Source organism: Bradyrhizobium sp. LA6.1 (genome assembly GCF_040547805.1).
GTDB classification, from domain to species: Bacteria; Pseudomonadota; Alphaproteobacteria; order Rhizobiales; family Xanthobacteraceae; genus Bradyrhizobium; species Bradyrhizobium barranii.
The window spans coordinates 33,880-46,285 of sequence record NZ_JBEPQK010000005.1 but is presented as its reverse complement, the minus strand read 5'-3'; the positions used below and the strand labels follow the sequence as shown (position 1 = coordinate 46,285).

General features: G+C 65.2%; 14 protein-coding genes. 7 read left to right on the top strand and 7 right to left on the bottom strand.

What is annotated here, in order from left to right:
• Positions 1-8 precede the first annotated feature (8 nt).
• From ABIB99_RS14030 to ABIB99_RS14015, 4 genes are all read right to left on the bottom strand, one after another.
• Positions 9-593 (bottom strand): alkylhydroperoxidase domain protein, encoded by a 585-nt coding sequence (locus tag ABIB99_RS14030; RefSeq protein WP_014492615.1) that lies wholly within the window; start codon positions 591-593, stop codon positions 9-11.
• Positions 594-605: 12 nt separating this feature from the next.
• A complete protein-coding gene (locus ABIB99_RS14025) occupies positions 606-1,229 on the bottom strand; it encodes a CMD domain protein (protein WP_354176237.1) in 624 nt (207 codons plus the stop codon).
• Positions 1,230-1,266: 37 nt separating this feature from the next.
• Positions 1,267-2,301, bottom strand: coding sequence for a putative FMN-dependent luciferase-like monooxygenase (locus tag ABIB99_RS14020; RefSeq protein ID WP_354176236.1), 1,035 nt, complete (start codon positions 2,299-2,301; stop codon positions 1,267-1,269).
• 123 nt (positions 2,302-2,424) lie between these two features.
• Complete coding sequence (locus ABIB99_RS14015; RefSeq protein WP_028153283.1) at positions 2,425-3,219, bottom strand: MetQ/NlpA family ABC transporter substrate-binding protein; 795 nt, start codon at positions 3,217-3,219, stop codon at positions 2,425-2,427.
• A gap of 71 nt (positions 3,220-3,290) precedes the next feature.
• On the opposite strand from ABIB99_RS14015, the gene ABIB99_RS14010 reads away from it, so the two are divergent.
• On the top strand, positions 3,291-3,656 hold the full coding sequence (locus ABIB99_RS14010) for a hypothetical protein (RefSeq protein ID WP_231143371.1): 366 nt from the start codon (positions 3,291-3,293) through the stop codon (positions 3,654-3,656).
• Here ABIB99_RS14010 and ABIB99_RS14005 read toward each other — a convergent pair.
• A complete protein-coding gene (locus ABIB99_RS14005) occupies positions 3,630-5,075 on the bottom strand; it encodes an MATE family efflux transporter (RefSeq protein ID WP_354176235.1) in 1,446 nt (481 codons plus the stop codon). The two genes, ABIB99_RS14010 and ABIB99_RS14005, sit on opposite strands and share 27 nt — an antisense overlap.
• 145 nt (positions 5,076-5,220) lie before the next feature.
• Between ABIB99_RS14005 and ABIB99_RS14000 the strand changes: the two genes are divergently transcribed.
• Entirely contained in the window at positions 5,221-5,799 is a 579-nt protein-coding gene (locus ABIB99_RS14000; protein ID WP_063981247.1) for a TetR family transcriptional regulator, read from the top strand.
• A gap of 60 nt (positions 5,800-5,859) precedes the next feature.
• On the opposite strand, the gene ABIB99_RS13995 is transcribed toward ABIB99_RS14000, so the two are convergent.
• On the bottom strand, positions 5,860-6,414 hold the full coding sequence (locus ABIB99_RS13995) for a hypothetical protein (RefSeq protein ID WP_354176233.1): 555 nt from the start codon (positions 6,412-6,414) through the stop codon (positions 5,860-5,862).
• A 263-nt stretch (positions 6,415-6,677) separates the two neighbouring features.
• Here ABIB99_RS13995 and ABIB99_RS13990 point away from each other — a divergent pair, with 263 nt between their 5' ends.
• The gene (locus ABIB99_RS13990) at positions 6,678-8,465 is read left to right on the top strand and encodes a peptide ABC transporter substrate-binding protein (RefSeq protein ID WP_354176231.1); all 1,788 of its coding nucleotides are present in this window, start codon (positions 6,678-6,680) and stop codon (positions 8,463-8,465) included.
• Here the strand turns inward: ABIB99_RS13990 and ABIB99_RS13985 are convergent.
• Positions 8,428-9,405, bottom strand: a complete 978-nt coding sequence (locus tag ABIB99_RS13985; protein WP_354176230.1) for an AraC family transcriptional regulator — start codon at positions 9,403-9,405, stop codon at positions 8,428-8,430. The genes ABIB99_RS13990 and ABIB99_RS13985 overlap by 38 nt on opposite strands.
• Before the next feature lie 221 nt (positions 9,406-9,626).
• On the opposite strand from ABIB99_RS13985, the gene soxC reads away from it, so the two are divergent.
• Genes soxC through ABIB99_RS13965 form a run of 4 tightly spaced genes read left to right on the top strand, consistent with a single transcriptional unit; the run spans position 9,627 to position 12,261 of the window.
• Positions 9,627-10,898, top strand: a complete 1,272-nt coding sequence (gene soxC, locus ABIB99_RS13980; protein WP_354176228.1) for a sulfite dehydrogenase — start codon at positions 9,627-9,629, stop codon at positions 10,896-10,898.
• A complete protein-coding gene (locus tag ABIB99_RS13975) occupies positions 10,885-11,433 on the top strand; it encodes a c-type cytochrome (RefSeq protein WP_354176227.1) in 549 nt (182 codons plus the stop codon). The genes soxC and ABIB99_RS13975 overlap by 14 nt, the downstream gene beginning before the upstream one ends.
• Before the next feature lie 10 nt (positions 11,434-11,443).
• A complete protein-coding gene (locus ABIB99_RS13970) occupies positions 11,444-11,911 on the top strand; it encodes a DUF302 domain-containing protein (RefSeq protein ID WP_085399585.1) in 468 nt (155 codons plus the stop codon).
• A gap of 32 nt (positions 11,912-11,943) precedes the next feature.
• The gene (locus ABIB99_RS13965) at positions 11,944-12,261 is read left to right on the top strand and encodes a hypothetical protein (RefSeq protein WP_354176226.1); all 318 of its coding nucleotides are present in this window, start codon (positions 11,944-11,946) and stop codon (positions 12,259-12,261) included.
• The last annotated feature ends 145 nt before the right edge of the window (positions 12,262-12,406 follow it).

The following is a 12,406-nucleotide window of genomic DNA, read 5'->3' as shown; positions in this document are numbered from 1 at the left end:
GAGATTGCCTATTTCGAGGGCTCACCGAGTGACAGCATCAGCCGGTTCGCCCAGTTGAAGAACGAGGCGCCGTTGATGACGTCGACGATCTCGGCATCGTCGAGGCCGGCGCGGCGCAGCTCCGCGATATTCTCAGGCCCGAAGGCGATCGGCGTCGCGGCCAGCGCGACCGAGGCCTTGACCACCGCATTCCAGCGCTCGCCGAGGTCGGCCTTGACGCCTTCGTCGAGCAGCCGCTGCACGTCGTCACGACGCTTGGAATAGGTGCTGGCGAAACGCGCATGCACGGAGGCGCAATAGATGCAGCCGTTGTAGCGCGACGTCGCGGCCGCCGCGAGCTCACGCTCGGCGCGCGGCAGGCCGTCGGCGACGTTGTAGAAGATATCCTTGTCGGTCTTGGTGCGGGCTTCGAGCACCTCGGGATCGCGCACGAGAAGGCGGAAGTATTCGGACTTGGCACGGGAGCGATCGACCAGGCCCGCGAAATGCCGCTCGGTCAATTCGGCCTCGGGCAGCGGATCGATCCACGACACCCAGCCGAGTTCGTCCTGGGTGAAGACGACGGGCGGATTGACGTTGTTTGCAGCGCTCATGATGCAGTCTCCTTACGCGCCGGCCGCAGCGCTTGCGGTGCCCAGCGAGGCGCCGAGCAGGCGCAGGCCCGTGACGACGCGCACCTGGAACGACAGGAACGCGACGAGCTGAGAGAAAGTGACGATGCCGGTGTCGGACCAGCCGGCGGCCAGCAGCGCCTTCATATCGGCGGACGCGGCATCGCGCGGGCGGAACACCAGCAGATGCGCATGCTCCAGCGCCGCGGCGAGCCTGGCGCCAAGGACGGACTTGCCCTCCGCACTCACGCGATAGATCAGGCCGGCCGTGTTTTCGACTGACAGCGGTCCGGCCGGATACGCACCGTACGGGCCTGACGTCTCGCCGCGCTTGATTTCGACTTCGATCGCCTCGGCCAGGCGCGCACCATCGGCGGTCGCCGCGAGCTTCGCCCGGTAGAAGGCGGCCATGGTGGGCTCGAGGTGAAGGCCGATTACGAAGAGCGCGACTGCGGCGCGCTCCACAAGCGAAAAATCGCCGGCGTCGATCGGCTCGAACAGCGAGAGATAGCTCTTCTGCGCATTCTCGCGCGCCTGCAGGCGGCGTCCGCGAATGCCATCCAGAGCCGTGCCCGGTTCGATCCCGGCAAGCGTGTCGATGATATCTTTCGTAGCCATCATTCAGCCTCGTGCAACGCGATCATGTTCGCTCCGATCAGCCCGCCAGAGCCACGTCAGCCGCCGTCCGGGCCCAGCCCAGTGCCGGCGCGACTTTCTCGGCGACAAGCTCGATCGAGCGCAGGATATGAGGATGCGGCGCGTCCACCGAATGCACCTGGAAGACGAGGTCGGTCACCCGCTCCAGCGTGGCGTCGGCGCGGAGCGAGGCGATGACGTCGTCGGCCGCGCCGACATGCGTGTCGAATGCGGTGATCATCTCCTCCAGCGTCTCGCCCGGCCTGGCGTGACCGCCCTTGAGGAACTGCGGCAGCGCGCGCCGCAGCCCGATGTCGGCAAGGCGCATCGCTTCAGTCCGGTCGTCGGCGACGAAGACGCTGCGCGAGGCCATGATCCGGGGCTCGCATCCCGGCGGCAGCGCTTCGAGATAGGCATCGATGACGGGATTCTGGATCTCCGCCAGCGTTGCGCTCGGCGCCTCCTTGGTCCGGGGCTGGGTGCGCGACAGCAGCAAGCCATCGCCGGCCTTGCCCGCGCGCGCACCACCGGCGACCGAGAACGTCGCCTGCCAGATCCGCTTGTCCAACTGGGGCCGCTGCGGATACAGCGTATCGCCGCCGGTGAGCGGCTTGCCGACCAAGGCGGTGCGGACCACGTCCAGATTGCGGGCAAAGATCTCGTTGCGCTGGGCACTGTCGAGGCCGAAGGCGGCAAAGGCCGACGGATTCCCGCCGGTGCCGACGCCGAGCTCGAAGCGGCCGTTGCAGAGGAGATCGAGCACGGCGGCATCTTCCGCCACCCGCACCGCGTTCTCCAGCGGCAGCGTGACGATGCCGGTGCCGAGACGGATGCGCGAGGTTTGGGCCGCGACGTAACCGAGGAAGGTGAAGGGCGACGGCAGGCCGCCCTCGCGCTCGTGGAAATGATGCTGCGCGATCCACGCGGAATCGAGGCCCGCTTTCTCTGCGCGCACGATCTGCTCGGCGGCGAAGCGGTAGCGCTCCGCGGGCGGGGCTTCATCGAGGAGCCGCGTGAAGAACCCCAGTCGTTTCAGGTTTGCAAAGCGTTTCATACGACCCCTGTCGGGCGAGGATGGGCCCCGATGATGTCGGTTGCCGCAGCTCCAGACAAGCGGGCATTGCGCAAGGCTGCCCGCCGGATCGCCCCCGCGCTGGACCTTGGCTAGGCAGATTGCCTACCAGCTCGGCAGCACCGCGCCCTTGAACTTGGTCAGGACGAACTCCTTCACCTCGGGCGTGTGGTAGCTGTCGACGAGGATCTTGACCCAGGGCTTGTCCTTGTCGGCGGCACGTACCGCGATCAGGTTGACGTAGGGTCCTTTCGGGTCCTCGCGCAGGATCGGATCCTTGACGGGATCAAGGCCCGCCTGGGTTGCATAATTGGTGTTGATCGCGGCGGCATCGACATCGTCGAGCGCGCGCGGCGCCTGCGCCGCATCGACCTCGATGAATTTCAGCTTCTTGGGATTCTCGGTGACGTCGAGCACCGTCGGCTTGAAGCCCGTGCCGTCCTTCAGCTTGATCACGCCCTTGTCGCGCAGCAGCAGCAGCACGCGGCCGCCGTTGGTCGGATCGTTCGGGATCGAGACCTTGCCGCCCTCGGGGATATCGGCGAAGGCCTTGTGCTTCTTCGAATAGACGCCGATCGGGAAGTTCACGGTCAGCCCGACGGATTCGATCTTGTAGCCGCGGTCGGCCTTCTGGTTGTCGAGATAAGGCTGGTTCTGGAACGAATTGGCCTGGATCTCACCGGCGTCGAGCGCGGCATTCGGCACCACGTAGTCGGAGAACTCGATCAGCTGGATGTCGAGGCCCTGCTTGGCGGCGATCGGCTTCACCGCCTCGAAGATCTGCGCATGCGGGCCCGGCGTCACACCGATCTTGATCGTCTCGGCGGTTGCTGCGGCCGACCAGGCGGCAAGCGCGGTTGCGAGGATCAGGGGGAGGCGAAACGACATCTTGGTCTCCATCACGCGGGCGGCAATCAGTGGAACCGTATTCGCTTCTCCGTGAGGCGAAATCAATGAAATGAAAATCCATAATGACTACCGGTGACGGACTCTCGTTCTCCATTTGGCGCAAAATAGGAAACGAATTCGCAGGTCATGGGGCGCGTTGCGCAAGCGTGATGGGCATCACGGCAAAGTGTCACCCCGGATGCGAGATTGGCGGCAAGGCCAGCAAGGAGTTCAGCCATGACCGCCCTCGCCGCCCCGAAGTTCGCCAGCCGGAAGCGCCTAGGAGCCTCTATGCCCTGCTCCAGGGCGTTCCGTTCAATTCCGGCGTCGCCCTGACGATGAAGCTGATCAGCGCGTCGTCGCTCAAGTTGCTGAGCAACTTGCTGCTGCTGTCGGCGCTGCCGGCATCCAGTGATGCCTGTTTACTCGGAGCGCCACGTCCACGGTGACAGCATGATCAGGACGCAGATCGCGGCATAGGCGGCGAGCGAGGCCGTGACCATGGTGGCGAGACCCGCCATGCCCGCGCCAAAGCTCGCCACCGCGATCCAGCCGCCGCCAGCCGCGATCAGGATGCGCGCGACGGACGAAGCCAGCGGTCCCATGGCGCGGCCGGTGCCTTGCACCGCGAACGAACTGACAAAACCGAAGCCGAGCGCGGCATAGGCGGGCGCGACGATGCGCAAATAGGTCATGCCCTCGCTGACGACGTCCGCGTCATGGCTGAAGAGGTGCAGCCAGGCCGTCGGGAAGATCGCAACCAGCAAGCCGATCGTGCCGGTCATGATCATGCCGACCACGCCGCTGATCCAGCCGATCTTTCGTGCCCGCGCGGTCTGGCCCGCGCCCATGTTGACGCCGACCATGGTCAGCGTCGCCGTGCTGATCCCGAACAGCAGCGGGATCATGATGTAGTCCAGCCGCGAGGCGATGCCGTAGCCGGCGAGCGCGGAGGTGCCGAACAGCCCGACCGCGCCGGTGACGAGAATGACGGTGAGGTTGGTCAGCACCGCGTTGAACGCGGTGGGGACGCCGACCTTCAGCATGTCGCCGAAGATTTTTGCGCGCAACGGCACGATGTGCAGCTTCAGGCCAGTCGCGCCCGTTGACATGTAGCGCAGCAGGAACAGCATCGCCGCGCCATAATAGAGGCCGAAGGCTATGCCGGCGCCGCCGATGCCGAGCCGCGGGATCGGCCCGAACCCGAAGATCAGCGCCGGCGAGACCGGAATGGTCACGATGGCGCCGACCAGCGTCACCAGGGCCGGCACTTTGACGTTGCCGGCGCCGCGCAGTGCGGCAGCCTGGAGGTTGACGATCCACACCGGAATGGCGCCGGCGAACAGATAGTTGGAATAGGTGGTGGCAGCGCTAAGCGCACCGTCGGTGCCGCCGAGGGCGCGATAGAGATGCGGACCACCGAGGACGACGCCGAGCGTGAACACGCCGCCGGCAATGATGGCGAGCACCACGGCATGAAACAGCGCCGCCTCGGCGTCAGCGCGGCGGCCGGCACCGACCGCGCGCGCCACCGAGGACGCAACGCCGGAACCGAACCCGCCATTCGACATCATGGTCATCAGCATGAAGATCGGGAACACCAACGCGGCGCCGGCGAGCGCATCGGTGCCGAGATAGCCGACGTAATAGGCCTCCGCGATATTGACGGCGGTCTGTGCCACCAGGACGGTGACGGTCGGCAGCGCGAGCTTGAGCAGCGTCGGCAAGATCGGCGCGGTCAGGAGCGCGGCGCGTCTTTGCTCAGCCGCGCTTGGTGCGGGCGTAGCCGCCCGGCGAAGCGCCGCCGCGGTGTGGGCCACGAATGGCGCGGCGGACAAGGCCGGCGCGGCGGCATCTTCGACGGACATGGGTTCGATCCTGTGGTTCCCTCGGACCGCCCCCGGTCGGCCGCCCATTGCATTATGATCATAATGTATTATTATAACCGTAATGCAATAGAGCAGACCTCACGTTTTTGTGGCATAGGGGGCGGCGGGTTCGCAGGAGGCGGAATTGGCGCGCTATGACAAGGGACACAGGGACACGACGCGGCGGCACATTCTCGATGTCGCATCCTCGCAGTTCCGCGAGAGCGGCATCGCCGCGGTGGGCCTCGCCGGCATCATGGCGGAAGCGGGCCTGACCAACGGCGCCTTCTACACGCACTTCGCCTCCAAGGAGGATCTGGTGCGCGCGGTACTGCTCGACGCGCTGGAGCGGCGCGAGCAGCGCCACAAGGACAATCTCGAAAACGGCGTCGCGCTCGAGACCGTGATCCGCGACTATCTCTCGCCCAGGCATCGCGATCGCGCGGCGACCGGTTGCCCGACCGCGGCCCTCGTCTCCGAGATCGCGCGGCATCCGAAGGCGACGCGCGAGGCCTTCACCGGCAAGATGTCCGACATCCTCGCGCTGATGGCAGCGCAAATGCCTGAGGGCACGCCGGCGGAGCGGCGCCGCCGCGCCATCGCGGCCTACGCCACCATGGTCGGCGCGCTGCAATTGTCGCGCGCAGTGAGCGACAGGCAATTGTCGGAGGAGATTCTTGAAAACGCGGTGGATGCTGCGCTGGCGCTTGCGAAGGGGCGCTAGTGCATTCGCCCCTCCGTTCGCACCGGATCATCTTAGCCCCCGGGGCGTCCTGCGTGTTGCTCAGCTCCTCGCGTCGAGCTGCCTGCTGCGGCCGGACGAACTTGCTTGCGAGGCATAAGCGGAAGCCGCGGCCGAGGCCGGCGAATAGTGCGACAGCGATTCGGCGAGTTCTTCGGCGGCCTCGGTGAGCTCCTTCAGGACGGCGTCGCTGTCCGTGGCATGTCCGCCGGAGGAATGCAGCACCTCGAACGAGATTCCGTTCGGAAGATCGACATGAACCTTGTCGATCCCGACGGCGTCGGGCGTGTCACCGTTCTGCGACTGGTCGGCGCCGGACGCCGGATCACCTGATATCTGCTGGCTCGCGAGCTTCTGCACGAAATCCTCGATGGACTTGAGCGCGCTGCTGTCGAAGCCGCCGCCACCGAAATGGACGATGCCGATCGACATGCCGTTCGGCAGGCTCACCTTGACCTCGTCGTAGGGCGTGCCGCTCTCCAGCAGAGACGAGAACATCGAGGCGCCGTCTTGTGAACCGGCCGATTTCGACTGGCTGGTGGATGAAGGCGACCCCGCCGCGCTTCCACCGATGCTGCTCATGCTGCTGACGCTCATACGCGCACTCCACTGTCATTGCCAACGCACGCTTTGCGTGCAATGCGCATGCCAGATGAGAGCCTCATTGCCATCAAGGGCTTATCGCGAAATCCGGCCGGCATAGCCTTCACGCCGGCAACAATGTCCCGGCAGAAGCTGCCCATCTCCACGTTCGCCATTTCGTCGCAGGGCCTCGCGGCCTCGCCGGCATTGCCGCCTCGTGCATGATGCAACATGATGGGGTGCCGAAGACGATTTTTCTTCGAGGTGGAGATCATTCGATGAACGAAGACGAGATTCGCAAGTCCATCGCGGAGGTGAAGCAAGGCACGCTGTCGCGACGCTCGTTCATCCGGACCATGGCTGCGGCCGGGATCGCCGCGCCGGTCGCGAGCCAGATCCTGCTCTGGAACGACGTCGCGATGGCGGACGCCACGCTGCCATACAAGCCGACCAAGGCCGGTGGCGGCGGCCCGCTCAAGATCCTGCTGTGGCAGGCCCCCACCCTGCTCAATCCGCATTTCGCGATCGGCACCAAGGATCAGGTCGCCTCGCGCATCTTCTTCGAGCCGCTGGCCGGCTGGGACAAGGACGGCAACCTCATCCCCTGCCTCGCCGCCGAGATTCCGACCAAGGCGAACGGCAGCCTCGCGGCCGACGGCATGAGCGTCATCTGGAAGCTGAAGCAGGGCGTGAAGTGGCATGACGGCAAGCCCTTCACCGCCGACGACGTCGTCTTCACCTGGGCCTACGCAGCGGACCTCGCGACCGCCGCCTACAGCACGGGATCCTACAAGGACATCACCGTCGAGAAGATCGACGACTACACCGTCAAGGTGCTGTTCAAGGCCCCGACCCCGTTCTGGGCCGACCCCTTCGTCGGCTCGGTCGGCCAGATCCTGCCGAAGCACCATTTCGGCGACTATGCCGGCGCGAAGTCGCGCGAGGCGCCGGGCAATCTGAAGCCGGTCGGCACCGGCCCGTACAAATTCATCGAGTTCAAGCCGGGCGACCTGATCCGGGCCGAACGCAACCCCGACTATCACGTCAAGAACCAGCCCCATTTCGACACGCTCGAGGTCAAGGGCGGCGGCGACGCGGTCTCCGCGGCGCGCACCGTGCTCCAGACCGGCGAATACGACTATGCCTGGAACCTGCTGGTGGAGGAGGAGGTCCTCAAGCGGATGGAGGCCAGCGGCAAAGGCAGGGTCGACATCACGCCGTCCGGCAACGTCGAGTTCATCATCCTCAACACGACGGACCCCTGGACCGAGGTCGACGGCGAGCGCTCCAGCGTCAAGACCAAGCACCCGACGCTGTCCGATCCGGTCGTCCGCCAGGCGTTCAACCTCCTGATCGATCGCGAGGCGATCCAGAAATTCATCTATGGCCGCGGCGGCATCGCCACGGCAAGCTTCGTCAACCAGCCCCAGCAGTTCAAGTCGGGCAAGCTGACCTATGCTTTCGACGTCGACAAGGCGAACAAAATCCTCGACGAGGCCGGCTGGAAGCGGGGCGCGGACGGCATCCGCGAGAAGGACGGCAAGAAGCTCAAATACGTCTTCCAGACCTCGATCAACGCCCCGCGGCAGAAGACGCAGGCCATCATCAAGCAGGCCTGCCAGAAGGCCGGTATCGACATCGAGCTGAAGTCGGTCACCGCATCGGTGTTCTTCTCGTCTGATGTCGGCAATCCCGACACCTACTCGAAACTCTATTGCGACATGGAGATGTACAACACGACGCAGCCGCAGCCCGATCCGGAGCGGTTCTTGAACCAGTGCGTCTCCTGGGAGATCGCCAACAAGGAGAACAAGTGGCTCGGCCGAAACATCTCGCGCTGGTCCGATCCCGAGGCCGACAAGGCCTACAAGACCGCGCAGCAGGAGCTCGATCCGGCCAAGCGCGCCGCGCTCCTGATCAAGGTCAACGAGATCTTCTGCGAAGCCAATATTCTCGTGCCGCTGCTCTCCCGCAACATCGTCGGCGCCGGCGTCAATAACCTCATGGCCGACATCTCGGGCTGGGACGTCACGACCTGGAATCTGGGGAGCTGGTATCGGGTCTGACGACCGGCGCGCGAGGACCCGGCTCCCTCAAGGCGCCGGGTCGCATGCCGTATCTGCGCATGATGGCTTTGCTCAGCGCGCCCTCGGACGCATAGCCGACCTCGCCGGCGATCTTCGCGATCGGATCGGAAGTGCCGGCCAGCCGCTTGCGCGCGACCGTCAATCGCAAATCGGACAGGAACGTCATGGGCGCGACCCCCGCGCGCTTTTGAAAAGCGCGCACCAGCGTCGCACGCGAGGCGATCGCCACCGCCGCCATGTCGTCGAGCGTCCAGTCCCGGGCGAGATCGTTGAGGATCGCCGACACCACACGGGCCGTCACGCGGTCGCGCAACAGCGACACCGTCCCGTTCCCGGAGGCATCGTCCGAAAGATGATCGCGGAGCATCATCACGAACAACGCTCTCGCGAGGTCGGCCGCGACCACCTCCGATCCAACCCGCCCTGCGTCGAGCTCTTCGCGAATGTCGATCAGCAGGCGCCGAAACCGTTCCAGCAGCGGCTCCTCCGCCGTGCGCAGGATGATCTCGTCGGGAAGGGCGGCGATCAGCGGATTCTCATCCGACGTCTCGAACAGGAAACGGCCGCACAGCAGTTCGGTATCGACCTCGGCCTCGACCGTTGCGCGCTGGCGGACGCCATTGCGGACCTCGGTCGTAACACGCCCGACAGCGCCGCCCGTCCGGCTGCGAACCGCGTGACCGTCGCCATGCGGCAGGAGAAGGATGTCGCCGGCTTCGAGCCTCTGCGGGCCCAGGCCCGGCCGCTCGACCACGCAAGCGCCGCGCGTGACCATGTGGAACTGCGCCCATCCCTTGCCGTTCGGCGCGTGTAGCGACTCCCAGCTGCCGCCGAATTTGCAGGAATCCTCGAATATTGGACGGATCCTGAACAGCGGCACCATCGCCTTCAACAATTCCGCCGCGTCCGCCTCCGACATCCCTCTCCCCTTGATCCGCCCGGACATGTCTCCGAGCCGCCCGGCCATTCCATGGAACAGCCAAGCGCATCTACCGTGCGAGCGGGCCGTCCCGCGCATGAGTGGACCAGTACTCATGGCTTTTAACACATCCTAACGAGCAATCCTCACGGTGTTCGGTAATGTCACGGCATGAAGGCGGCAGGGATTTCCAAAAAACAGGTTCATCAAGGGGAGATCATATGACGTCAAAAACGCCAATCGAGTTGTTGCCACGGCCTGCGAATGTGTCGCGCCGTGGCTTCGTGGGAGGCCTGTCGGCGGGCATCCTTGGCGCGGTGGCGTCCGAGGCGGCGGGCGCCGAGACGCTCGCCGACGTCCCCGATCGCGGGCCGGGCGCCGATCTCAGCGCGCACAGCGAACGCTCCCGGTTTGCAAAACTCGATCGCATCCCCGAGGCCACGCCGGGCAAGCGCAACGTCGATCCCGGCGATGCCATCAATTCCAAGACGCCGCACCAGAAGCTCGTCGGCAACATCACGCCGACCGATCTGCATTACGAGCGCAGCCATTCCGGCGTGCCCGATATCGATCCCGCGCTGCACCGGCTGCTGATCCACGGCATGGTCTCGAAGCCGCTGGTGTTCAGCGTCGAGGATCTGAAGCGGATGCCATCGGTGACGCGCGTCGTGTTCATCGAATGCACCGGCAACGGCTGGGAGAACTGGAAAAAGGCCGATCCTGACGTGACGGTGCAGAACACGCATGGTCTCGTCAGCACCAACGAATGGACCGGCGTTCCGCTCAAATTCCTGATCGACCTCGTCGCCAAGGACAAGGGCTCGAACTGGATGCTGGCGGAGGGCGGCGACGGCGCGGGCGTCGATCGCAGCATTCCCCTCACCGACGAGATCGTGAACGAGGCTTTCGTCGCCTACGGCCAGAACGGCGAACCGCTGCGGCCCGCGCATGGCTTTCCGATGCGGCTGGTGATGCCGGGCTTCGAAGGCAACCTCAACATCAAATGGCTGCGCCGCCTCAAGTTCGGCACCGAGCCCTGGATGACGCGCTGGGAGACAGCGCGCTACACGCAGCTGCTGGCCAACGGCAAGGCGCGGCAGTTCCAGCTGCGGATGGAAACCAACTCCGTCATCACCCAACCCTCGGGCATGATGCAGATCCAGCCGGGCTATAACCGCATCTCGGGTCTTGCCTGGAGCGGCCATGGCAAGATCGCCAAGGTCGAGATCTCCACCGACGGCGCCAAGACATGGAAGCAGGCGCAACTGAGCCAGCCGGTGCTGTCCAAGGCGCAAGTGCGCTTCCAGATGGATTGGGTCTGGGACGGCAAGCCGACAAAAATCGTGAGCCGTTCGACCGACGACCACGGCAACGTTCAGCCGGACCGGCAGTCCTTCATCGCTGCGATGGGGACCAACGCGCTGTTTCACTACAACGCCCAGCAGACCTGGAGCATCGACGAAGCCGGGAGGGTCCGCAATGTCCTCGCATGACAAGCTGTTTCTCGCCGGCATCCTCGCCGCCGGCCTGCTCGCCGCGCCCGCGCTGGCATTCGATTTCGGCCGTCCGGCAACGCCGCAGGAAATCAAGCTGTGGGACATCGACGTCGGCCCCGACGGCAAGGGCCTGCCCGACGGCAGCGGCACGGCGGTACAGGGCAAGCAGATTTTTGCCGACAATTGCGCGGCCTGTCATGGCGACAACGGCCAGGGCGGCATCAAGGATCGTCTCGCCGGCGGACAGGGCACGCTTGCCTCCAACATGCCGGTCAAGACCGTCGGCAGCTTCTGGCCCTATGCGACGACCCTGTTCGACTACATTCATCGCGCGATGCCATATCCGACGCCTGGCTCGCTCAGCACCGACGAGACCTATGCCGTCACGGCCTATATCCTGAGCCTCAACGGCATCGTTCCCGCCGACGGCAAGGTCGACAAGGACTCCTTACCGAAAATCAAGATGCCCAATCGCGACGGCTTCATTCCGGAGCCGGAATTCGACCCGGCGCGATTATTCCGCAAGAAGTGAGCCCGATATCATGAGGCTCTTCACGCTGGTCCGGATCTTCGCACTGGTCGCGACATGTTTCTGGGAGACGCAGGCAATGGCTACAGACGGACTTATCACCATCAAGAGCAATTTTGGCCCGCAGGACACGATGACGCGGCTCGAGACCGAGGTGAAGGCCAAGGGCCTCACCGTGTTTGCCCATGTCGATCACGCCGCGGGCGCTGCCGCCGTCGGCATGACTCTGCGGCCGACCGATCTCCTCATCTTCGGCAACGCCAAGGGCGGCACGCCGTTGATGCAGCAGGCGCAGACCGCCGGCATCGACCTGCCGCTGAAGGCGCTGGTCTGGCAGGACGAGCAAGGCGCGACCTGGCTGTCGTACAACGATCCGGCCTATCTCGCCGGCCGTCACGGCGTCGGCGAGCCGGCCAAAACCGCCATCGGCGCGATGACCGCCGCACTGCATGCGATCGCGACCAAGGCCACCGCGCCGTAAGCGCTGCACGACGGCCGCGCGAGGAGAGGTTCATGAACGTGACCGGTGGGCAACCGGCGCCGCCCAAGGCGCAAGACAGCAAACTCGCCAGATGGCTGGTCATCGCGGTGTTGTGCGCCATGCTCGTCGCCGCGAGCGTTCTCGGCTATCTCGGCTGGACCAGCACGGATACCAGCGTGCCGGCGTCCGGCTATGTCGCGCTGGTGCTCGGCGTGGTGTTCTCGCTGGTCGTCGGCGTCGGCCTGATGGCGCTGGTGTTTTATAGCAGCCGCAAAGGCTATGACGAGCCGGTGGTGCTGATCCGGGAGCCGGAGAGCGATGCGGACGATGGACAGAGCGGCCCGCGCTGAGCCGCAACAAGGGGTTGACGGGGTGACGGGTGTTTTTCCCGACGAGCAATCCGAATAAGATGGCCGCCGGCACGTCGCGGAGTATTGAAAGTACCGCACCGCTTCGCGATTGCGACTGGGCCTGGCAACCGAATAGAGTGGGCCA

Coding starts and splice junctions, on each gene's coding strand:
- ABIB99_RS13965 (WP_354176226.1), top strand. CDS start 11,944: ATGAACGTGACCGGTGGGCAACCGGCGCCGCCCAAGGCGCAAGACAGC.
- ABIB99_RS14015 (WP_028153283.1), bottom strand. CDS start 3,219: ATGGAGACCAAGATGTCGTTTCGCCTCCCCCTGATCCTCGCAACCGCG.
- ABIB99_RS14025 (WP_354176237.1), bottom strand. CDS start 1,229: ATGGCTACGAAAGATATCATCGACACGCTTGCCGGGATCGAACCGGGC.
- ABIB99_RS13985 (WP_354176230.1), bottom strand. CDS start 9,405: ATGTCGGAGGCGGACGCGGCGGAATTGTTGAAGGCGATGGTGCCGCTG.
- ABIB99_RS14030 (WP_014492615.1), bottom strand. CDS start 593: ATGAGCGCTGCAAACAACGTCAATCCGCCCGTCGTCTTCACCCAGGAC.
- ABIB99_RS13975 (WP_354176227.1), top strand. CDS start 10,885: ATGTCCTCGCATGACAAGCTGTTTCTCGCCGGCATCCTCGCCGCCGGC.
- ABIB99_RS13970 (WP_085399585.1), top strand. CDS start 11,444: ATGAGGCTCTTCACGCTGGTCCGGATCTTCGCACTGGTCGCGACATGT.
- ABIB99_RS14020 (WP_354176236.1), bottom strand. CDS start 2,301: ATGAAACGCTTTGCAAACCTGAAACGACTGGGGTTCTTCACGCGGCTC.
- ABIB99_RS13995 (WP_354176233.1), bottom strand. CDS start 6,414: ATGAGCGTCAGCAGCATGAGCAGCATCGGTGGAAGCGCGGCGGGGTCG.
- soxC (WP_354176228.1), top strand. CDS start 9,627: ATGACGTCAAAAACGCCAATCGAGTTGTTGCCACGGCCTGCGAATGTG.
- ABIB99_RS14005 (WP_354176235.1), bottom strand. CDS start 5,075: ATGTCCGTCGAAGATGCCGCCGCGCCGGCCTTGTCCGCCGCGCCATTC.
- ABIB99_RS13990 (WP_354176231.1), top strand. CDS start 6,678: ATGAACGAAGACGAGATTCGCAAGTCCATCGCGGAGGTGAAGCAAGGC.
- ABIB99_RS14010 (WP_231143371.1), top strand. CDS start 3,291: ATGACTACCGGTGACGGACTCTCGTTCTCCATTTGGCGCAAAATAGGA.